The sequence below is a fragment of the Candidatus Avedoeria danica genome (assembly GCA_016703025.1).
GTDB lineage: Bacteria > Chloroflexota > Anaerolineae > Epilineales > Epilineaceae > Avedoeria > Avedoeria danica.
This window is the reverse complement of record JADJCV010000004.1, coordinates 1,741,937-1,764,251: the sequence shown is the minus strand read 5'-3', so window position 1 is coordinate 1,764,251 and position 22,315 is coordinate 1,741,937. Positions and strand designations below refer to the sequence as shown.

Sequence of the window (22,315 nt, the reverse complement as noted above, 5' to 3'; positions counted from 1 at the left end):
CTCAGGCGGTGGCCATCGTCTCGCGCTGCTGGTAGACGTCTTGCACGCTCGCATTCTGGAAGCGGTAACCTTGGCCGCGGATGCTCTCGATATGCTGGAAGCCGCCCTCCTCGGTTTCGTCGACCTCGACCTCCTTGCGCAGGCGGCTGATCGTTTTCTGGATCATCGCGTCGGTGACGCCAAGCGAGTTGCCGCTGTACTCCGGCCAGACCGCGGCGGCGATATCGTCCTTCGTGACGACGTCGCCTTCGCTGTCCATCAGGAAGCGCAGCAGCGCGAACTCCTTTGGCGGCAACTCGACGCTCCGCTTCTCGATCCGCACCTCGCCGGTCTCGGCGTTCAGCTCGATCCGCATCATTTGCCGCCGGACGAAGTCGGCGAACGCCGTCGAGAAGATCTGCCCGTCCAGCACGTAGCCACGGCGCTCGAGGGTCGGCATCGCCTTGTGCACGGCGGAAGCTGCCCGCGCATCCTGGCCGTGGCCGACGGCGATTTGGCACAGCGCCTCGCGCTCGAGGTCGGGCAGCTTGGGCCACGCGTCGGCGAAGAGGTGCTCGTTGCGCGCGCGGAACTCCTGCTCGACGGCGGCAACGGCGTCGTCGTCGATCAGCGCCGCGTCCCCGACGTGGACGTACAGCAGCGCCATCGCCACCTGCATGTAGAACGGGAACCGGCCGGCCAGGCGGTCGATCACGGGCCGGACGCGCCGGAAGTCGAAATCGGAGATCGCCGAGATCTCGGCCACGAAGTGGTCGGCCTCCTCGGGCGTAAACGAACCCATGTACACCGTGCGGAACATGTTGAAGAACGGCGAACCGCTGCCCCAGTCCTCGCGGAACCGTCCGAGCTCGAGGCGGCTGGCGACGACCGGTGAGACGTCGTACTCGATCAACAGGCCGCGGAACCACTCCCAGAAGCTGCCCTCATAGCCGGCCAGCACGTCGAACTCATCGATCAGGAGGACCAGCCGCCGGCCGCGGGTTGCGACGTCCTCCAGATAGTCCTCGATCCAGGCCCGATCGATCGTGCCGCCGAAGTCCAACGTCGAGGACTCGTCGGCCCGGCGCAACGCCAGCGCCACCCGCCGGAAGAGCGACTCGGGCGAGTCGCCCGCCAGCTGGGCGTTCACGAAGACGAACATCAGCTGCTCGCGCTCGTCCTCGGAGAGGAACCGGGACTGCTGGTCGGGGTGCAGCATCTGGTAGAGGATCGACGTGTTGCCGCAGCGGTGCTCACCGACCAGCGCCGCCGGCTGCATGTTCTTGACCGACTCGAACAGCTCGCGGAGCTCACGCTCGCGGCCGTAGAAGTCCTCGGGTGTCTTGATCGGCTTGCCGAGGACGAACGGGGTGCGCTGCTCACTCATGGCGGAGCTCCTCAAGTAGGCGGTTGTACTCGTCGTTCTGCTCGAGCCAGATCCGGACAAGCTCCATCGTGAACCCGTACTGCCGGCCGTAGCCTTCGCCGGCACGCTCGGTGATGAAGTCGCGATCGACCAACTGGCGCATGACCTCGATCCCGTCCCGCTTCGGCACGTCGACGTTGTCCTGCCTCAGCGTGTCGAGGATATCGTCAAGCCCGACGTACGGCCGGCCGTCGTCCGTCACGCGTGAGACAGCGGCCAGAAGGATCCGTTCCTCGCGGGTCAGCGACTGATAGCCGTTGCGAATGATGCCGGTCGTTTCCTGTACCGTCGTCTGCAGCGCCCGATCGACGTCGCGCAGCGTGGCGAAGTTCTTGCGGTCGTGGCGGCAGAGGTTGACGATCTCATGGCAGATGTACTGGATGAAGTAAGGCTGTCCGGCGGTGACGCGCAGGATCTTCTCCACGGCCAAGTCATCGTACCACAGCACGTCCTGGACGGGCTCCCGGATGAGCCGTTCGGCCTCGTCCCGCTCGAGGAAGCTGACCTTGCGGCGGAGCGCCGTATTGAACAGGATGCTCGTCGGGTTGCGCAGCATCTCGGACACTTTGTAGGCGCCGGTGAAGATGAAGCTCAGCCCCTCTTGATGCTGCATGAGACCGCGGATCGTGTCGAAGACGTACGGGCTGACCTGGCCATTTTCGACGGCCTCGATCAGGAGGTCGAACTCGTCGCAGATGATCACCGCGCGCCGGCCGCTCGCGATCGCCTGCCGGCCGATCTCCTCGCCGACGTCGACGAACTGTTCGAGCGGGTTGTCCACGTACTGCTCCCGCTCCGGCCGCTCGAGAACGAACCCCTGGCGGCTGAGGCCCGTCGCCGCCTTGCGCGCCATCGCGTACAGCACGTCCGTCGTCGAACCGAGGGCGTACGCGATGGACTGCAGGTCGATGAGGACGAAGCCGTACTCAGGCAGGTGGTGCTGCAGTTGGTAGAGCACGCTCGTCTTGCCCGTCCGCCGCTCGCCGTAGAGGACGAGCACGTTGGCCTGGTACGTGCCCGAAAGGTTCTCGCGCACCCAGGTGAAGATGCTGCCGCGGCCATAGAACATCTCACGTGACTTCACCGGCGGGCCGGCGATGTACGGGCTCGGGCCGATCTCGCGGTACTCCTGCTCCTCGACGAAGAACCGGACCTGCTGGGTGAACGACTGGAGCTGGCCCTCGCCCTGTGGGTCGTCGTAGCGCACGTCGACCGACAGCGGGACGATGCCCGCGCCGTGCCGCCGGACCGTGTACTCCACGGACAGCCGGTCGCCCTGGCCGAGCGGCGGCAGATAGTGCGTCGGCGACGACTGGAGCGCGACCTCGCCGTCGGGCGCCGACAGCGTCATCTGGATGTTCGATGCCAGGCCTTCGCCGGCGTTGATGATCTCGAACACGAGCACGGCCGTCGTGTCGATGTCGCGGATGCGGACGTTCTCCGTGCGGGCCTCGAGGGCGAGCTCGGCGCGGCCCTGGAACTCCCGAATCGCGGCGTTCGTCAGCGTGCGCCAGTGATCGACGACGCCGAGCAGGACGCGGTCGTGCGGCACGCCGAGGTCGCCGGCCAGCGTCTGGAGGTCGTTCAGCTGCGCGATCGCGTTGAGCAGTCCTTTCTCCTTGGCGGAACGCTTGCCGGATCGGTTGTAGTACTGCACGGACTGCGAGATGAGGCGCAGCTGGCGCATCGCCCGCTGCGCCGCCGGGCGCAACCACTCCTCGGCGTCGATCCAGTCGAGATCCTGCTCGGCGTTGCCGATCCCGCCGAGGCTCTGGACGGCCATGAACTTCTTGGCGGTGAGGAACGTTCGGTGCAGCTCGAGCGCCGGTGGCCACCACTCGATCGTGGTCGCCAGGTAGACGAGCTCGTCGACGTCCAGCGGCTCGACGAGCATCCGGTGGTATGTTCGCGCGAGGTTGGCCGGCGTGTGCCCGCCCGAACGGGCAGCCGTCCCGGCCCGCTCGAGCACCCGCAGGCTGCCCTCGAGGTCGATCTCGCCCGGACGGGCGTTCAACGCGGAAACGAGTGGCACGACCGCCGCCTCGCCGATGCTCGCCAGCAGTTCCGTCGAAGCGACGCGCAACCGCTTGTCCGATGCGGCAAGGGCGTCGATCAGCACCGGGATCGCCGTGCCGGCGTCGACGGTGGAGAGGACGTCCAAGAGCGTCAACGCCGTCGGCACGTCCTCTTCGGCCGCCCAGCGGGCCACAAGCGGCTCCGCCGCGCCCGTCGGGTCGGCCGCCGCCAGCGCTTGCATGGCGGAGCGCCGGACGATCGGGTCGGCATCCTGAATCGCCTGGCGCAGCACGGCCGCCGCCGCCGGGTCCATCAGCTTGCCCAGCGCCTCCACAGCCTGCCGCCGCTCGCCGACGTCGCTGCCGGCCAGCCGGACCTCGAACACGCCGAGCAGCTCGGGAATCGGCGGGGCGGGAAGCTTGAGCAGAATCTGCGCGGCTTCCCAGCGCACCCGGACGTCCTTGTGCGTCAGGGCCGCCACGAGCGCCGCGCGCGCATCGTCCTTGAGATGGGACAGGCTGCGCCGCGCCTCGTCCTGTACCTCGAAGCGGCTGTCGCCCAGCGCGGCGACGAGGTGCTTGGCCGCCATCGCGCCGCCGTGCTTCTGCCCGACGAGGCCGAGGAGCGCCGCTGCTTCGCTGCCGTTGGGCTGGCGCGCGTCGGCGATGATCGCGCCGAACGCCTCGAACACACCGTCGCCCATCGCCCGCAGGATGTTCACCAATCGCGCCTGCGTCGGCGGATCCGCGTCCGCGTACGCCGTGACGACCTCGCGCACCGCCGGCGCCCCGATGCGCTTGAGCGAGGCGGCGGCGCTGTCGAGCCGTGCGGCCGTCCGGTCACCCATCGCACCCTCGCCGGCGACGAGCGCGACGAGCGCCGGCACCGCCGGGGCACCGATCGCCGCAAGCGTCTCGGCCGCCTCGTTGCGACTGGTGGGTGACGTGCTGTCGAGCAGCCTCACGAGCGCCGGCACCGCGCCGATCCCCATGCGCGCCAGCCCGCGCGCGGCGGCATCGCGCACGTGCTCGCTCGGGTAGGACAGCTGCCGCACAAGGGGCTGCAGTGCGCGCTCGCCGAACGCGGCCAGCGCGTCCGACGCCGCGGCGCGGACGCCGGGTTCCGGGTCGCCCAACGACGTGAGGAGCGGCGCGATGGCGGCCGGGTCCTCGAGCGCACCGAGCGCGCGGGCGGCCGCTTGGCGGGCGAGCGCCGGCCCGTGCGCCAGCGTCTGCAGCACCGGCCCCGAAACGCCGGTCCGGCGAACGGGCTCGGTGCCGACGAGGCCGGCCAGCGCAACCGCCAGCCGCTGCCGGTCGGCCGGCGCGACGGTCATCAGGCGCTCCAGCAGCGCCGCGGCCACCGCTTCGACGAGCGGCTCGGGCGCATCGATCGCTTCGGCCAGCGCCAGGCCTGCAAGTTCGACGTGCCCGGCGCGGCGGAGGTCGTCCGCCAACCGGGCCGCGTTCGGCCCGTCGAGATGGCCGGCCGTGAAGACGACCACGGGTTGCCACCACGGATCGCTGGCGCGGTCGAGAAGGCGTGCCCGGTGGGCCTCGAAGTCGGCGGCGATCGCGGCTGCGGCAAAGTAGGCTTGCGCCGACGCATGGACGAACGTGAACCGATCGTCCGACAGCCACCACAGCAAGCCGGACGATCGCCGCTCCGGCGCAACATCCTCCGCCCGGCCGACGTCGCCACCGGCCTCGTGCATCGCCAGCGCCATGGCCGGGAACGGCTCGATGCCCTCCGGGTCGATGAACGCGACGAAGTTGGCGACGACGTCGAACGCGCGAAGGCGCGGTCCGACGGAGCGCGAGAGGCCGGCGGCCAGCCAGCCCGGCCGCGCGACGAGCGACCGGACGAGGACGTTGCGCTCGATGACCTGAAGGAACGCGTTCTGGTCGGCGCCGCTGCGCTGGCCCCAGCGGGCAACCAGCGTCTCGACCTCGCCCGGATCGACGCCGGCGACCTCGAGGACGGCGAACTCCGCGAGGTGCGCCGCGTCGGCCGCGTCCCGCATCGCGACGACGACGCGCACGCTCGGGTGGCGCCGAACGAGCTCGCGCACCCGCTCGGCGACGCGGCGGCGCGCGTCCGGCGGCACGGTGTCGAGGCCGTCGAAGAGCAGCGTGGCGCGTCCGACTGCAAGATGCTGCAGGAACAACGCCTGCCCGCCCTCTCCGGCCAACGTCTCGACGATGCGACCGCAGACCGCCTCGAGGTCGCCCTCGGGGGGTAGGTCGGGGCCATCGATATATACGGGCAGGGGCGGCGGACCGCCATCCGTGAGCAGCGCGCGCCGGCCGATATGCTTGGCCGATCGAGCCGACGCCACGGCCTGCCAGCGGACGAGCGTGCTCTTGCCCGTGCCCGCCGGCCCGATCAGGAGGACGTGTCGGTGCGCCTCGAGCGCCTCGTCCAGCGACATGAGCGGCGTGCCGCTCGTCACCGACCAACGACCCTCGGGCGACATCGACCACGGCCGGAGGCGGAGCGGGATGTAGGCATCCTCGATCCGCACCGACGCGCCGCCGGGCAGTCGTCCGGTCGAAAGGCGCGCTTCGAGCGCGTCGAGATAGCTGCCGTATATGCCCCAGTGGGTGGCCACCTGCCACCGCAGGCCCCCGCTCGGGCCGAGTCGCCGCGTTACGCCCGCGCTCACCGCATCTCCTGTCGGGCCGTCGCCGTGAAGGGCGACGCAATCGGCAAGGATGAAATATATCGCACGCGACGGGCACGGGCAATCTCGGCCATCGCGCGCCGGTCAGGAATCAGTCAGGCTTTCGTAAGAAGGCCGTCAGGTCACGGTCAAGCGTACGGTGAAACCCGACAGTAGTATGCGCCCCACATTGGAGGCTCGGTCTCCGAAAGTCCACCATCGGTCAGCGATGTCAGGCTTCGGAGGGGGTCTCGCGGAGGGATTCGGGTTCGGGAATCGGTTGCCCCGGGCTGGATCCACCGAATCGCCGCACGAGGTGGAACATGCAGAGAGGTGTCGCTCCGTGAAAGTTCTGGTTGCCACCAAAGACCTGGCCGTGTTCGATGTCCTGCAGGGGTTGACCGGACTCGAGTACGACAAGGCCCTGTTTACGGGTCAGATCTACGACGCGCTCCCTGGCGCACAGCTCATCATCGTCGACTTCGACGACCTGGTTGAGCATCCCTACAGTGTCGGGATGCTGCGGGGGATCCTGTCGGACAGCGACGTCCCCTTTGTGTCCAGCGAGGAGTTCCTGGCCGAGCCCGACGCTTGGCTGCGCGAGGCGCGCCGCCTTTCGGGCGACTCGAGCGACATGCCGACGAAGCGCACGATCGCGTTCATCTCGTACTCGGGCGGCGTCGGCAAGTCCGTCATCGCGATGGACACGGCCAAGCACTTCGCCGAGCGCACCAAGCTGCCGGTCTGCTTGATCGAGTTCACGTACGGCGAGTCGGCGCTGAGCGCCCTCGTCGGCAAGCAGTTGCCGGCGCTCTTCGAGCTCGCCACGCAGCCGGACATCGAACCCTATGTCTGGAACAACGTCACGCTCGTCCCGATGGACTACGACAACTCGCGTGACCTCTCGATCCAGCTGTTGGGCAAGTACCTCAAGGACGTCATGCGCGAGCACGTCCTGACGGTCATCGACGCCCGCTGGCCGCACGCCCTCATCGGCGCGGTCCGCGACGAGATCGACCGCTGGTACTGCGTGGCCACGGCCGACCGGCCGGACGCCGTCGAGAACGCCGAGAAGCTGGCGGCCGAGATGGGGCCGAAGGCCGGCGTGCTGATGAACCAGATGGGCGGCATCGTGGACTCGGTCGCCCTTTCGGGCATCGAGCGCAACGTCGAGCTGCCGGTCCTGCGGTCCGCCGACCGGTTCGAAGGCAAGTTGGGCAAGCGGGTCTTGTTCCACACCTATGGCCCGGCGGTGTGGGGGGCTTACGAGCCGAAGGGGCCGTTCGCGAACCTCTTCGGCGGCGGCCGGACCAAGAAGGCGGCCAAGCCCGCCGTCCAGCCGACCTGATCGACGCCTGACCACACGCCTTAATCAGAGGACACGGGGGAGAACCGCACAATGAATATCCGTTCGATTGCCCTGATCGCCGGTGTCGGTATTCTCGGCATCGGCGCGCTCATGTATCTGTCGAGCCTGTTCAACAAGCCGCAGACCGCGGTGCCGGTGAACGTGGCCGTTGCGGCGGCGGCCATCGAGCCGTACACGATCGTCACCCAGGACATGCTCAAGACCACGACGCTCTCGCCGACGCAGGCCCGCGACCGCGGCGCCTACCCGGTGGACTTCGTGCCCGGCAAGATGACGACGGCGCGGATCGCGCCGGGCGACATCATCAGCACGAAGAACGCGCTGCCGCCGGAAGAGGTCCGCTACGTCAAGGATCTCAACCTCGAGATCGTTTCGTTCGGCGCCTCGCCCGAGAAGCTGGTGGGCGGCAAGCTGCGCCCCGGCCACATCGTGAACGTGTACGGCTCGGGCCGCGATGACGACAACCGCGAGTTCACCGTCCTCGTCGAGCCGCGCGTATGGGTCGTCGGAGTCTCGGCGGCCGGCAGCGCGCCGTCGCAGGCCACGCGGCAGCCGGACCCGCTCACGGGGGAGATCAAGACCTCCGGCGACGCGCGTGAGCGCCCGGTTACGCTCGTCACGGTGGCCGTGCCGCCGGACAAGGCGTTCCACATCATCGACGCCCTCGGCGCGCAGAACCTGGACCCGTGGCTGACGCTCGCCGCCAACCAGACGCCGGGCCAGTTGTACGCCACCCCGGCCACCGCCGCCACCGCCACCAGCGGCCTGCCGTACGACCTCTCCCTCACCGCGACCGCCCTGGCGGGCATCCTCAAGAGCACGCCGGCGCCGCAGCCGCCCCGCACCGGGGGAGGCGGTGGCCGATGAGCAGCGTTGCACGCTACGACTACAACGACATCGTCAAGAAGGTTCAGGACTACTGCGTCCGGCGTGAGATCCCGGTGCCGCGTTGGCGCCGCGCGAACGCGGTGAACCCCGAGGAGGAGCTCGCGTTCCACGCCAACGTCCTGCGGGCCATGAAGGAGCTGCGACTCGATGTCGCCGAAGAGGACCGGCAGGCGGTGGCGCGCGAGGTCGCGAACCGGATCACCGGCCTCGGCGTCCTGCAGCCGTACCTGGAGCAGGAAGGCGTCGAGGAGATCATCGTCCGCAAGGGCTTCGTCCAGATCGAGCGCATGGGCCAGATCCATGACGTCGGCGAGGTTGCACCGGACGAGTACTTCTACCGGATGACCCGCCGCATCGCCGACCTCGAGGGCAAGGAGATCGGCGCCGAGGACCCGCAGATCAAGCTCGGCCTGCCGGACGGATCGCGCTTCACCGCCGCCATTCCGCCGCTCTCCCGCGAGGGCACGGCCATCAACATCCGGCGGTTCTCGCGCAAGAAGCTGACGTTCGAGGATCTGATCGAGTACAAGGCGATCGACGCCGAGACGGCGGAGTTCCTCAAGGGCGTCGCGCGGATGATGGACAAGAGCGCGATCTTCTCGGGCCGCCCGGGCGCCGGCAAGACGACGATCCTGAACGCGTTCACGCAGTACCTGCCCAAGCACTGCCAGCTGGCGCTCGTCGAGACGTTCCAGGAAGTGCAGCCGCAGCTCGGCCACTACGCCCACCTCGTCGTCGAGGAAGGGCACGGCGAGGTCGGGCGCGTCGTCAACGTCGTCTTCCTGCGGATGCGGCCGGACGTCATGATCATCGGCGAGACGGTGTCGGAAGAGGCCATCGAGTTCATCATGGGCCTCAACCTCGGGATCACGGCCTATACGACGACGCACGCGCACTCTGCCCGCCTGGCGATGACGCGCATCGAGACGCTGTCACGCGGCAGCGGCATCCCGCTCGACGAGCGGCGTGAGATCATCGGCTCCGGTCTTGGACTGGCGGTCCACATCCACAAGGGCTACGACCCGGATAGCCAGCAGTACAAGCGCTATATGCGGGAGATGATCGCGGTACACGGCGTCACGCGCGGCACCGGCGAGGCGGTCGAGTATGACTACGAGGTCATCAAGGAGTACGACATGCGGCGCAAGACGTGGACGCCGCTGCGCGAACCGCGCCGCTGGCGCGAAGCGTAGCCGCGGTCAGCTGGAGGCGATGCCATGAGCCCAATCTTCCTCCTGATGGTCGGCGGCGGCCTGATCGTCGGCTTCCTGGTGTACGACTGGATTACGCACCGTATGCGCGGCCGGCTCAAGAAGGGCCGGGCCATCGCCAAGAAGAAGGTCAGCAGCAAGATCGACTGGAAGGTGTACGCCCTCGGGATCTACACCCTGGTCGTCTTCTACCTCTACATCCGCGGGCTGAACCGCGCGATTGTGCCGGAGGGCATGGATCCGATCGATGTCGAGGCGGTGATCAAGCGCGCCTGGGCGCCGGCGCTGTTCATCCTGATCGTGGGCGGCTGGCTCACGTGGCGGCAGTCGAAGGCCGCCCGGGTCGGCGAGCGGTTGCTCATCACCGGTCAGGTGGCCGAGCTCGTGGCGGCGTTCAAGAGCGTCTTCCGCATCCGGCCGACGGTCTTCAACGCGCTCGAGGAGTCCAACAAGAAGATCCCGCAGCCCGTCGGCGGCGCGGTGGCCCACGCGGTGACCACGTTCTACGTGACGGCGCATCCGGCCCGGGCATGGAGCGAGCTGCGCGAGCGGATCCAGGACCCGTACATGGAGCAGTTCGTCTACATCCTGCAGCGGGGTGAGGACTCCAAGCACGAAGACATCATGGTCGCGCTCGACGGCCTGCTCAAGCGCCTTCGGCGGGCGCGGGAGTTGCGGGACAAGTCCGAGGTGAACATGACGGTCGTTACCGGGCAGACGCGGATCATCCAGCTGATCGCGCTCGGCATGATCGCCGTCATCGGCTTCGTGCCGATGCTGCGCGAGCTGTACGAGTACACGGCCGGTCAGATCATGTTCCTCATCGTCGCCGGCATCTCGGTCGGGACGAGCTACATCATCGAGCGGAAGGCCGTGACGCTCAAGGAGAAGGTTCTCTGATGGATTTCTCCATCATGCTCGCGATCGTCGCGGTCTTCATGTTCGGCATCGGCATGGCCGTGATGTGGCGCCCGTTCTGGCGCATCCAAGCCAAGCGCCGCGCGCCACGCTACGCCCGGTACCGGCCGCGGAACTGGTGGCGCCGGGTGCGCAAGCGGCCGGCCTTCGAGGTTGACCTGCCGACCGTCCGTGACTTCGTCCTCACGCTGCAGCTGTCGCTCAGCCTGGCCGAGACGATGGCGGGCGCGCTGAACCAGGCGGCCAAGCAGTTCGGCGACCGCGGCCAGTTCGGCAAACGACTGATCACCCGCGTCCGTTCGCAGCTGCAGGTCGAGCCGGAGGCCGTCATCCGGGCGCTGGCGACGGACTTCAACAACGAGCACCTGGCCGAGCTCTCCGAGCGCCTCGAGTTGGCGCACGAAGGCGGCCTCTCCTACTCCGAGGCCGTCAACACGACGCTCGACGACATCGAGGAGGAGATCCGCATCCGCGTCGAGAAGGACATCGAGCGGGCGCCGGTCATCCTGACGATTCCGATGATCATGGGCGTCTTCTTCATGACGCTTCTCCTCCTCGGGGCGCCGCTCATCCTGCTCTTCGTGAAGAACCTGGGCGGCGCGACCGGCCCCGGCACGACGGAGATCCCCGGCATCGGCGGCGGTTGAGCGGGCGGTGCAGCGGATCGGCAGTGCCGGCGACCGGCAGCGAGAGCGCCCAAGCTGACGCGAACCTGACAATTCGGTGCAAGGGGCCAAATTGGTCCGCAGACCCCTTGCAATCCCTGTTCGGACTGGTTATACTGGCCGTAGTTCCTTTTATCCTCACCTTCAGGAGGCCTAAACCATGATCGGTACGTTCAAGCGTTTCTGGCAGGACGAGACTGGCCCGGAGCTCGTTGAGTGGGCTCTGGTTACCATCATCCTCGTCGTCGCCACCCTGGTTCTCTACGCCGCGGTCGGCCGCACGATCGGCACGGTTCTGTGCGCGATCAAGTGCTGGGTGGCCAAGGTTCGCGACGGTGGCAACATCACCACCCTCACGAGCCGCACGATCTGCGACACCTCGACCTACCAGTGCGAGGCTGGCGAGGACGCGGGCTAGTCATCGCCCTGGGACTTCCGTCCCACCTCCGGAAACGGGTGACGACCGGGCAGGGCAGCACAGCTGCCCTGCCCGGTTCCTTTATCCGATTCCTTCATGAGGGTGTTGCCCCGTTCATTGGGCGGGCGACAAGCGGGTCGTGGCACGCCGATTGCTGAACGACTCGGTATGGCTATTTTCGATCATCCAGTGTCCTTGTCCGGCCCGCGCGGCGCCGTCGAAGGCGACCGCCGCGGCCCAGCCGGCACTTGCGGGAGGTGTACTCATGCGCACCAAGCAACAGTTGCGCACCAAGCTGCAGGGCTTCTGGCGCGACACCGACGGGGCGGAGATGCTCGAGTGGGCGGTCGTGACGGCCGTGCTGCTCATCGTCACGATCCCGGTCATCCTGGCGATCCAGGACGAGGTCATGCTGTTCTACGAGCGGATCTTCGGAGCGATGGAGAAGCCGCCACCGGGCGACTTCATCACGCCCGTCGGGCCGTAGGGCGGGGCGGTGTACAGCCGAATGCCATCGGCGCGCGTGTCGCTCGGTCGGGCAGGCTAGTCGATGACGGCGCTGCAGATCTTCGACATCGGGACGCGCGTCGTGATCACGGTGTGGTTGGTGCTGATCTCGATGCGCGACACCCGGCAGGGCATCATCCTCAACCGGATGACCGGCCCGATCTTCCTGGGCGTCGGCGTGTTGCAGATCCTGTACGCCGCCATCGTGCTCCGCACGACGCCCGCCCTGCCCGGCGAGCCGGGCTGGTGGGTGCGGCCGATCTTCATCCTGGTGGGCTTCGCGGTCTGCTTCGGGCTGTGGATGCTCCACTTCATCGGTGGCGGCGACGCGAAGTTCCTCATGGCGCTCCTGGCACTGTTTCCGCACAGCGAGTTCATCCTGCTCATGGCGGTCGTGCTGTTCGTCGTGACGTCGGCATTGTTCGCGGCCGAGGTCTGGCGGGCCGGGTTGATGAACAAGCTCCGCGCGCTGCGCACCCGCGCCCTCACCGGCGCGCTGCTGCCGACGGAGGCCGACCTGACGGAGCACGGCAAGCCGCTGGCATGGACATACGCGCTGCCGGCCGCGATCTACGTTTGGCCCTATTGGAGCGGCCTCGAGCCGTATGTCACGCACTTCCGGCAGTTTTTCGCGGCGCTGGGCGCCTGAGACCGTGAGCGCGCCGCCGGCCTCACCGGAGAGAGGACCTTGACGATGAACCGATGGTTCAGCTTCACACCCGATCTGCCTCTTGGGCGGGTGCTGCGGCGCCTCGTGCAGCGCTTCACCGCGGACCGGAGCGGCGCCACGGCCATCCAGGCGATGGTCATGATGCCGCTGATCATCATCAGCACCTTCGGCCTCATGAAGGCCTGGGAGGTCGTGCAGGTGCGCGAGTCCTTGCACACCGGCACGTACGAGGCGGTGCGCTACCTGTCGCTCTACCCGCCCGCCGTGGCCAGCGAGGATGAGTGGGCCACCATCGCCCGCCGCCTGATCGAGAACGAGCTCAAGAACAACCCCTGGATCACCCGGACGGATCTGTTCGCAAACAGCTTGGTCATCGACGTGACCTTCGACGGCTCCGGCGAGTACGAGTGCAAGATGGACTTCGACATGGAAGTTCACTTCAACTACGAAATGCCCAGCGTCGAGCCCTTCCCAGGGGTCGGGTTCAACCTGAACGAGAAGCGAAGGGGGGAGATCCTATGCAAGTGACCTTGCTGCGCAAGGCTCGCCAGCTGGCCAACCGCTGGCAAGCCGACCGCTCAGGCGCGTCGCTCGTCCAGTTCGTGGCCGTCCTGCCCGCCTTTGTCGTGATCGTGTACGGAACGTACACCGTTTGGTCCGTGATGAGCTCGCGCGATCGCCTGTGCAACGCAGCCTGGCAGGCCGCCCGCTACCTGCAGGTCGAGGGCCCGCGCTTTCCCGAGGAATCGCGTTACCCGGAAGATTGGGCGGCGGTGGCATTGGATTTCCTGAAGGAAGAGGCCGCCGGCTCGGAGCTGCTCGCGCGCCAGACCCTCGACTTGGACAACGTCGTGATCTGGCCGTCCGCCGGCAACGGACCGCACGGCGAGCCCCAGCCGCCCGCCAGCGCCGAGGACGCGACGGCCGACGCCGTCGACGATGCCCAGTTCGCCGTCCGCTTCACGGTGGACATGCCGCACCCGTTCCCACGCTTCTGGGCCGGCAAGCCGGACGAGACGGAAGATGAGAAGGAGGCGCGCGCCCATCTGACGCTGACGTGCCAGCGCTTCGCCTACGTCGAGGTGCCGCCGTTCAAGGCAACGGCGGCAGCGCGGGGCCGAGACTGCCCGCGCTGCAACGACGATCCGCCGGAGTGCCCGCCCGGGCCAACGCCGACGCCGTGCCCGGATCCGGACGATCCGGTGTGTCGGTGCCTCTGCCCGTGTGTTCCGCGGTAGTCGGCAGCAAGGAAGGACGGACGATGACGAACGAAGCGAACAACGGCGCACCCGTTGTGCCCACCACCCTCGGCCAACGCTGGCGCGAGGACCGTCGCGGCAGCTCGATGCTCACCACCGCCGTCACGCTGCCGCTCTTGTTCCTGCTCGTGATGTTGATCTTCTACCTGATCATGCTCCTGGTGATCAAGTGGCAGCTGGACCGCGGCACACAGGAGGCGGCGCGCCACATCGGTGAGCAGGCGCGCTATTGGGAGATCAGCGGAACACAGCAGATGAACCCGTTCAGCCCGACGGAGAAGATCTCGGGCACGATGGCGATCCCCGAGGACTTCTACGAGATCGAGGCGAAGCGGATCATCGTCAGCCGCTTGCGCGACCTGCGCTTCTATATTCCCGAGTACATCGACGCCAATCTGTTGATCAGCGTCACCGAGCCGGCGCTGACCGGCAGCAGCGACGCGTCACCGGTCTTTGAAGGCGACGAGTACGGGCCGACGAACGGCACGCTCGTCCAGATCTGCAACGAGGTCCGCGGCGAGCGCGGCACCGCCAGCATGGGCGACTATCTCTACCACAAGAACGTCCGTTTCCTCATCCGAAGCTCGTTCACCGTTCCGTGGTGGGTCACGATCCCGTTCACGGACTCGTGGCGCATGATCACCCTCCAGGACCGCGCGCTCGGCTACGTGCAGTGCCCGCGCTGGTGGGGCCAGCGCGAGGGACAGGAATACGACAAGTCGCGGTGGCTCGGCGTCGAAGGACCTGAAATCGGCTGGCGCTTCGGCTTGGCAACGCCTGGCTGGCCGACGGTGACCGTGCCGCCCGATCCGACAGCCACGCCGATCGTGCCGACGGCGACCGTGACGACGACATTTGGGATTCGGCCGTAGGTGACGATGGCGCCGGCGTTGGCCCCATCGCCCTGACCGACCTACAATGCGCGACCGGTGCGGCCGAGCCGCGCAAGATGAGCCTTCAGCGGACCGCCGGCCGTCATCACGCCGGCGGTCCGTTCGCCGTCCGGCACGCAAGGACCGGGGCGAGCATCGAGGAGCGAACGCCATGGCCTTTGTCATCACCAGCCTCTGCACGCGCGAGGGCGACTGCGTGGACGTCTGCCCGGTGAACTGCATCGTGCCGGGCCATCCCGAGGCCGAGTGGCCGCTCTTCTACATCGACCCCGACATCTGCATCGACTGCGGCGCGTGCGTGCCGGCCTGCCCGCCCGAGGCGATCTTCCCGGAGATGGATGTGCCCGAGGCACATGCCGGGGACACGGCGTTGAACGCACGCTTCTTCACCGCCGGCCCCGGCTACGAGGCCGGCGTGCAGCTCTACGAGATGGGCCGGCTCAAGTAGCCCGCCCGTCCCCTCACCCCAGGGTCCACCGTGCGCAAGGTCCAGTTCATCCAAGCAGACGTATTCACCGACAGCCCCTTCGGCGGCAACCCGGTCGTCGTCATCCCGCATCCGGGCGAGATGTCGCCAGACCAGATGCAGCGCGTCGCGCGCGGGATGAGCCACGCCGAGACGTCGTTCGTCGTGCCGCCGAACGCGGCGGGGGCGGCGTTCGGCTTGCGGTGCTTCACGCCGACGACCGAGGTCGTCTACTCGGGCCATCAGCTGCTCGGGACGGCGTACGTCCTGGCGGAGACGGGCCAGCTCCCGCTGGCGGGCGGCCGGGCGGACGTCGTCGTCGAGATCGGGGACGAACTCCGGCCCGTATCGCTGCGGCGGCCGAAGGCGGACGGCGCGATGCACGTTTCGACCGAGGTCGTCGCGTCCGAGATCCTCGGGCCGGTCGATCCGAGCCAATCGAGCCGCATCGCGGCCGCCCTCACGCTGGATCCGGCGCAGATCCTCGGCACCGCGCTGCCGCCAACGCTCGTCCGCACCGGCCTGACGTGCCTCGTCGTCCCGATGGGCTCGCTGGCCACGATGCGCGATCTGCTGCCGGTCGGCCAAGCGGTCGAGGATCTCCTGCACGACCTCGGCGCCGGCTGCCTGCTGGCCTTCAGCCGCGAGACGATCGTGCCGGGCAACCACGTCCACGTCCGCGTCTTCGCGCCGCCGCTCGGCATCGACGAGGACCCGGCGACGGGCTCGGCCAACGGCGCGCTGGCAGCCTTCCTGGCGCACCACAACCTGCTCCTCGGCCGGCCGCCGTTCAAGCTGCGCTGCGAGCAGGGCTACGAGATCGGCCGGCCGAGCCTCGTCGAGGTCGAGATCGACGTCACCGGCGCGGTGCCGGCGATCCGAGTCGGGGGCAACGTCGTCCGCAGCCTCGAGGGCACCGTCTTCTTCTAGGGCTCCCTACCAAGCCCTGTCAAGCCCAATCAAGACCGGCGCGACGACGGGATGCGCCTCAGGCAACGATCATCGGCCGTATGGTCTTGACAGGCTCACAAGCCTTGTTCCTCCCCTCTCCAGCTAGGACAGCACGACCATGGCCGAGCGCATCACGCCGCGCAGCACGGACCACTCCCAGTGGTATCTCGACGTCATCCGCGAAGCCGGCCTGGCCGACTACGGGCCGGTCCGCGGCACGATGGTCATCCGGCCGTACGGCTATGCCATCTGGGAGCGGATCCAGCAGGGACTCGACGGCATGTTCAAGGCCACCGGCCACCAGAACGCCTACTTCCCGATGTTCATCCCGATGAGCTTCCTCGAGAAGGAAAAGCAGCACGTCGAGGGCTTCGCGCCCGAGCTGGCCGTCGTGACGATCGGCGGCGGGAAGACGCTCGAGGAGCCCCTCGTCGTCCGACCGACGTCCGAGACGATCATCAACCACATGTTCGCCACCTGGATCCAGAGCTACCGTGACCTGCCGCTCCTGATCAACCAGTGGTGCAACGTCGTGCGCTGGGAGCTCCGGACACGCCCGTTCCTGCGCACGCTCGAGTTCCTGTGGCAGGAAGGGCACACCGCGCACGCCACGGCCGAGGAAGCGCAGGAAGAGACGCTGCGCATGCTCGAGGTCTATCGAACGTTCGCGCACGACGAGGCGGCCGTGCCGGTCGTCGCGGGCCGGAAGACCGAGCGCGAGAAGTTCGCCGGCGCCGACGCCTCGTACACGATCGAGGCGCTCCTCGGGGATGGCAAGGCGCTGCAGAGCGGCACGAGCCACAACCTCGGCCAGAACTTCGCGCGCGCCTTCAACACGCAGTACCTGGACACCAACAACACGCTGCAGCACGTCTGGCAGACCAGCTGGGGCCTCTCGACGCGCTTCATCGGCGCCATCATCCTCACCCACGGCGACGACAGCGGCCTGCGCCTGCCGCCCCGCCTCGCGCCGATCCAGGTCGTCATCGTGCCGATCTACCGCGACGACGCCGGCAAGGCGGCCGTGATGGCCGCCGTCGACGAGCTGCGTGCCGCCCTCGGCACGTCCGTGCGCCTCCACGTGGACGACCGCGACGAGCGGCCGGGGTTCAAGTTCACGGAGTGGGAGATCAAGGGCGTGCCGCTGCGGATCGAGATCGGACCGCGCGACGTCGAGCAAGGCGTCGTGACGGTTGCGCGGCGCGACGACGGGTCGAAGACGACGGTGCCGCGGGCCGACCTGCCCGGACAGATCGGCGCGCTGCTCGACGCCGTCCAGGACGGCCTCTATGCGCAAGCCTCGGCCTTCGTGGCCAGCAACACGCACGCCGCCGACGACGAGGCGAGCTTCACGGCCGCACTCGCCAAGGGCGGCTTCGTCCGCGTGCTGTGGGCCGGCGGCAACGAGGACGAGGCGGCCATCCAGGAAGCGCACGGCGCGACGATCCGCTGCCTGCCGTTCGACCAGCCGGATGCGCCCGGAAAGTGCTTCTACACCGGCAAAGAGACGTCGACGGTGGCGTTGTTCGCGCGGGCTTACTGAGGCGGCGGGATCACCTTCCAAACGCCCGATCGATGCGAGGGGACGACCGTGAACACCGACACCATGCCCCGCATCGACGTCGTCCTCGACCACGCCACGCTCCTCACGATGGACGACGGCCGCCCCGGCCCGCTCGCAGGGCCCATGCAAGGGCGCGTCGATCGCATCGACGACGGGGCGATCGCGGTGGCCGGCGGACGGATCGCGGCGGTCGGGCCGCGCGACGGGGTGTGGCGACACGTCGATGCGGCGCGTGCGGGACGGGCGGAACTTGGGGGCGGGGCGATGGACGTTGTCGACGCCGCCGGACGCGTCGTGCTGCCGGGCCTGGTCGACGCGCACACGCACCTGGTCTGGGCGGGCACGCGGGCCGACGAGTTCGAGGCGCGGCTGACCGGGACGAGCTATCTCGACCTCTTGGCGAACGGCGGCGGGATCAACGCCACCGTCCGCGCCACACGCGCCGCGTCGTTCGATGATCTGGTGGCGCGGATGACGGCGCGCCTGGACGTGCTCGTCGACCATGGCGTGACGACGGTCGAAGTGAAGACGGGCTACGGGCTGACCGTCGACGAGGAGATGCGGCACCTCGACGTCATCGCCGCGGCGGCGTCCGCGCACCCGGCGCGCGTCGTGCCGACGTTCCTCGGCGCGCACGCGCTGCCGAGTGCGTACGCGGGGGCGCACGCGCCCGACCGGGGCGCCTTCGTCCGTGAGGTGATCGGCATGCTGCCGCGCGTCGCGGCGCACCCGCTCGGCCGGCGCGGCCCGTTGTTCTGCGACGTCTTCTGCGACGCCGGCGCGTTCGACGTCGCCGAGACCCGCGCGGTGCTCACCGCCGCCAAGGCCGCCGGCCTTGGCCTCAAGGTCCACAGCGACGAGTTCGAGAACCTCGGTGCAACGGCGCTCGCCGCCGAGCTCGGGGCGACGAGCGCCGATCACCTCGTGGCCACGACGCCGGCCGAGATGGCCGCGCTGGCCAGGAGCGGCACGGTGGCCGTGCTCCTGCCGGTGACGACGATCGGCCTTGGCTCGACCCATTTCGCCGACGGCGCGGCGTTCGTCCGCCACGGCGCTCCGGTGGCGCTCGCGTCAGACTGGAACCCCGGCACCGCGCCGTGCCCCAACCTCTGGCTGGCGCTGGCGATCGGGACGCGCTACGGCCGACTGTCCGTCGCGGAGGCGCTCGTGGCCGTCACGCGCAACGCCGCGTGCGCCGTCGGCCGCGACGCCGTTGCCGGGCGGCTGGCGGTCGGGCGTCCGGCGGACGCGGTGCTCACGGACAGCGACGATCCGCGCGAGCTGGCGTACGGGTTCGGGACGAACCGGGCGGTGCGGGTGATGCTGGGGGGCCGATGGGTGCGATGATCGGGGCTGATCGGGTGCGACGATCGGCGCGGTGCGCGAACTGCACTCAGACCGGCTACTGCATCCAGATCGACGCGACGCTGCCCAGCACCATGCTGAGCACGACGAGGATGCCGATGAAGATGACGATCTTCTCGTTGCGGGTTCGCTTGGGTCGGTAGCCACGGGACATGGGTGCGTCTGCTCCTCGTTGGGCGCTGCCGTGCGGCGCGCGTGAAGTCGGGTGGGCGGCCTTGGGGGGCGGCGGCGCACATTATATATACGGAATCCCCATTGCCGCGGCGAAGCCGCACCGCTATCATCCGCCCCGGTGCGCGACAACTGACCGTATCAACCGATCCCCCTGTACCGTCATCTAGTGCGGGCGCCGCGGCCCCCCCGGCTACGCGGTGCCCATTCCTTCACTTCCCCCTGATCTCACGCGAGATCGTTCAAGGAGTCACCGCGATGCGACTCGCCTGCCACGCGCCCATGCGCCTTGGTCGACTCGGCGCCGTGCTCGGGCTGTGCGCGGCGCTTGCCGCCATCCTTGTGCCGCGCGGTGTCGCGCTTGCGCAGCGGCCGCCCGGGTTCGGTCACAACCAGGGCGTCAACCCGAACGCCCAGCTCAGCGGCCAGGTGCACCTGCCGATCCTGGACTTCATCGGCCAGGACGACGTCTGTTCGTCATGGGTCGAGGTGCAGAACATCGGCTGCGAGTACGCGATGGCGGCGATGATCGTCTGGGGCGAGCCCGGGTTCTGCCCGCCGCAGTCGGCCGGTCCGCTGAAGGTGGAGTGCACCGGACTGCTCCGGCCCGGCAGCACGTGGAACCTCACCGGTGCACAGGTGCCGACGGGCTCGAAGGGCGGAATGGTCTTCAAGTTCAGCGCCCGCCAGCTGAACGACATCGGCGTCGACCTTGGCGAAGACGACGTCGTCGGCAGCTACCTGTGCGAGGTGCTGTTCTTCAACGTCGTCGGCGACGCGGACGACTACCGGCGGTTCAAGAAGGCTTACAACGAGGGGCTGACGTTCGAGGGCGTGCCGTTGGACCGCGCTCGCGGCACCGGTTTCCTGGCCGTCGACGTGCTGCGCCAGTGCCCGGCCGTCGACACGCCGGGCGTGCTCGTGACCAGCAAGTACAACGGGATCGCGGGCGACCACCTTGGCGCGTCCGATCCGGTGTACGGCGGCTACGCGTTCTACGTCCCGCTGGTGTACGCCGGCCACAGCGGCTTCAACACGATCATCTACATCCAGAACGGCGGCCTGCAGTGCTCGTCGCTCGAGATCTGGTTCCAGCACCTGGACGACTGCCTGCGCGCCTCGATCTGCGACGTCGCGACGCTGGCGCCGGGGGAGACCTATCAGTTCGACGCCGCGGACTGCGTCGGACCGGACTGGGTCGGCAACGCCTGGGTGCGCGCGTCGCAGCCGATGGGCATCGTCGCCGACATCATCGGCCCCGAGGTCCTGATGACCTACATCGGCGAGCCGACCGAGATCAACTACACGTTCGACCCGAGCACGCCCTATACGTCGCCCGGCAACCAGATCGCGTTCGCCCCGCTCATCTACAGCGAGTACCAGGGCTGGGACGCGGGCATTCAGGTCCAGAACCTGAGTCCGGTGGTCGCGGCCAAGGCCAAGGTCTACTTCCTCGACCGCGGCGGCGACATTATCACGACGCTGGTGGACTGGATCTGCCCGCGCGGCAGCCAGACGTTCTTCCTGCCCGTCGTGTTCGATCTGCCGGGGCACTGGGTCGGGAGCGCGCGCGTCGAGAGCCAGGAGTGGATCACACCCGGTGCGCCGAACGTACTGGGACCGAACATCGTCGCCGTCGCGACGCTCGTGAAGTATTCGGACGCGGCGCGGACGCAGATCATCGAGGGGATCGCCTACAACCTCCTGCCGGAGCACAAGATCTTCGACTGGCAGATCGCCACCGGCACGCGCGGCGGTCTCGAGAGCGGGATCGGCCTGATCGCCATCCCGTCGTTGTTCAAGGACACGCGCAAGGCCGGCATCACGAGCGAGTTGGCGATCACGAACGTCGTGCCCAAGCCGGGCTTCACGGACTTCGCGATCATCCTCTACGACCAGAACGGCCTGCTGGACTTCATCTGCGAGAAGCTGAACGAGAAGCAGATCGAGTACATCGACTTCTACCGCTGGGGCTATCTGAACAACGGCTTCAAGGGCTCGGCCGTGATCAGCGCCACGTTCTGGGAGCACGACGTCTTCGATCCGTGGGGCCGCTTCGAGCGCAACCTCGTCGGCCTCGGCGCGATGGCCGTCGAGCGCAGCCGGACGGTGCTCGGCGAGGACATCCCGGGCGACGAAGCCGCCGGCGAGCGCGGCATCGCGTTCGCGCTGGCCGACATCCGCGGCGAGCGCTGCCTGAACGGCCCGGCGCCGTTCTTCGACATCCTGTGCCCCGGTGTGCCCGGCGCCCCGAACGATCCCTTCGCCTGCCCTGACACCGTCACGGCGCGCTGCCTGAACTGCCCGCTGCCGATCCCGGACGCCGGCTCGGCCAACGCGCGCGTCAACGTGAACGTTCCGCCGGGCTGCCGGATCAGCGACATGAACATCCGCCTCGACATCCAGCACCCGGCCGTCGGGGATCTCATCCTCCGGCTGGCGAAGTCCGACAACCCGCCGGGCGCGCTCCAGTTCCGCAACCTGGCCAACCGGGTATGCGGCTTCACGTCCGGCATGCAGGCGCTGTTGGACGACGATGCCGCCCAGCCGATCGGCAGCGTCTGCCCGCCGGCCGGATTCGCCGCCTACCGCAGCCAGAACCGCCAGCTGGACGGGCTGACCGGCGTCCCGGCGCGCGGCGAGTGGATCCTGCGGGTGGAGGACGCCGCCTCGTTCAACACGGGGCGGGTGAACGACGTGCGGCTCGAGATCGCGCTGGACGGGGGCTTCTAGCCCGGCTCCTGGCCCGCTCTTGCCCGCGATCGTGACCGTTTGCCGCCACGCCGCCCGTATCCCGATCTCCCGACCCGCGTTGTAACAGCCAGCCGCATCGGCCTTCGGCCGAGGGTGGTGTTGCGTGCCGGCTCCGTACGCCGCCCGTCCTTGGGGGTGGCCGCCCGCTTGAAGGGAACTCCAA

18 protein-coding genes are annotated in these 22,315 nt (G+C 68.5%); 16 read left to right on the top strand and 2 right to left on the bottom strand.

Annotation, left to right across the window (positions count from 1 at the left end; genetic code table 11):
- Window position 1: 1 nt before the first annotated feature.
- Complete coding sequence (locus IPG72_10450; GenBank protein ID MBK6769402.1) at window positions 2-1,366, bottom strand: winged helix-turn-helix domain-containing protein; 1,365 nt, start codon at window positions 1,364-1,366, stop codon at window positions 2-4.
- Entirely contained in the window at window positions 1,359-6,086 is a 4,728-nt protein-coding gene (locus IPG72_10445; GenBank protein MBK6769401.1) for a HEAT repeat domain-containing protein, read from the bottom strand. Before IPG72_10445 ends, IPG72_10450 begins: the two co-directional genes overlap by 8 nt.
- A gap of 340 nt (window positions 6,087-6,426) precedes the next feature.
- On the opposite strand from IPG72_10445, the gene IPG72_10440 reads away from it, so the two are divergent.
- The 16 genes from IPG72_10440 (at window position 6,427) to IPG72_10365 (ending at window position 22,131) form a co-directional block, all read left to right on the top strand.
- On the top strand, window positions 6,427-7,431 hold the full coding sequence (locus tag IPG72_10440) for a ParA family protein (protein MBK6769400.1): 1,005 nt from the start codon (window positions 6,427-6,429) through the stop codon (window positions 7,429-7,431).
- Between the two features lie 51 nt (window positions 7,432-7,482).
- The gene (locus tag IPG72_10435; protein MBK6769399.1) at window positions 7,483-8,319 is read left to right on the top strand and encodes a hypothetical protein; all 837 of its coding nucleotides are present in this window, start codon (window positions 7,483-7,485) and stop codon (window positions 8,317-8,319) included.
- Window positions 8,316-9,533 carry a CpaF family protein gene (locus IPG72_10430; GenBank protein MBK6769398.1) on the top strand — a complete coding sequence of 406 codons (1,218 nt, stop codon included), beginning with the start codon at window positions 8,316-8,318 and terminating at the stop codon, window positions 9,531-9,533. The genes IPG72_10435 and IPG72_10430 overlap by 4 nt, the downstream gene beginning before the upstream one ends.
- Before the next feature lie 24 nt (window positions 9,534-9,557).
- A complete protein-coding gene (locus tag IPG72_10425) occupies window positions 9,558-10,451 on the top strand; it encodes a hypothetical protein (protein MBK6769397.1) in 894 nt (297 codons plus the stop codon).
- Window positions 10,451-11,116, top strand: a complete 666-nt coding sequence (locus IPG72_10420; GenBank protein ID MBK6769396.1) for a hypothetical protein — start codon at window positions 10,451-10,453, stop codon at window positions 11,114-11,116. The genes IPG72_10425 and IPG72_10420 overlap by 1 nt, the downstream gene beginning before the upstream one ends.
- 178 nt (window positions 11,117-11,294) lie before the next feature.
- Window positions 11,295-11,552 carry a hypothetical protein gene (locus IPG72_10415; protein ID MBK6769395.1) on the top strand — a complete coding sequence of 86 codons (258 nt, stop codon included), beginning with the start codon at window positions 11,295-11,297 and terminating at the stop codon, window positions 11,550-11,552.
- Window positions 11,553-11,817: 265 nt separating this feature from the next.
- Entirely contained in the window at window positions 11,818-12,039 is a 222-nt protein-coding gene (locus tag IPG72_10410; GenBank protein ID MBK6769394.1) for a hypothetical protein, read from the top strand.
- A 63-nt stretch (window positions 12,040-12,102) separates the two neighbouring features.
- Window positions 12,103-12,708, top strand: a complete 606-nt coding sequence (locus IPG72_10405; GenBank protein ID MBK6769393.1) for a prepilin peptidase — start codon at window positions 12,103-12,105, stop codon at window positions 12,706-12,708.
- Window positions 12,709-12,753: 45 nt separating this feature from the next.
- Window positions 12,754-13,257: a hypothetical protein gene (locus IPG72_10400; protein MBK6769392.1), complete on the top strand. Its 504-nt coding sequence runs from the start codon at window positions 12,754-12,756 to the stop codon at window positions 13,255-13,257.
- Window positions 13,248-13,967: a pilus assembly protein gene (locus IPG72_10395; protein ID MBK6769391.1), complete on the top strand. Its 720-nt coding sequence runs from the start codon at window positions 13,248-13,250 to the stop codon at window positions 13,965-13,967. Before IPG72_10400 ends, IPG72_10395 begins: the two co-directional genes overlap by 10 nt.
- A gap of 23 nt (window positions 13,968-13,990) precedes the next feature.
- On the top strand, window positions 13,991-14,860 hold the full coding sequence (locus IPG72_10390; GenBank protein MBK6769390.1) for a pilus assembly protein: 870 nt from the start codon (window positions 13,991-13,993) through the stop codon (window positions 14,858-14,860).
- Window positions 14,861-15,032: 172 nt separating this feature from the next.
- On the top strand, window positions 15,033-15,329 hold the full coding sequence (locus tag IPG72_10385; protein ID MBK6769389.1) for a ferredoxin family protein: 297 nt from the start codon (window positions 15,033-15,035) through the stop codon (window positions 15,327-15,329).
- A gap of 30 nt (window positions 15,330-15,359) precedes the next feature.
- Window positions 15,360-16,277, top strand: a complete 918-nt coding sequence (locus IPG72_10380; GenBank protein ID MBK6769388.1) for a PhzF family phenazine biosynthesis protein — start codon at window positions 15,360-15,362, stop codon at window positions 16,275-16,277.
- A 139-nt stretch (window positions 16,278-16,416) separates the two neighbouring features.
- Window positions 16,417-17,841 (top strand): proline--tRNA ligase, encoded by a 1,425-nt coding sequence (locus tag IPG72_10375; GenBank protein ID MBK6769387.1) that lies wholly within the window; start codon window positions 16,417-16,419, stop codon window positions 17,839-17,841.
- Between the two features lie 48 nt (window positions 17,842-17,889).
- Window positions 17,890-19,209, top strand: a complete 1,320-nt coding sequence (locus tag IPG72_10370; GenBank protein ID MBK6769386.1) for an imidazolonepropionase — start codon at window positions 17,890-17,892, stop codon at window positions 19,207-19,209.
- A gap of 447 nt (window positions 19,210-19,656) precedes the next feature.
- Window positions 19,657-22,131 (top strand): hypothetical protein, encoded by a 2,475-nt coding sequence (locus IPG72_10365; GenBank protein MBK6769385.1) that lies wholly within the window; start codon window positions 19,657-19,659, stop codon window positions 22,129-22,131.
- Window positions 22,132-22,315: the final 184 nt, after the last annotated feature.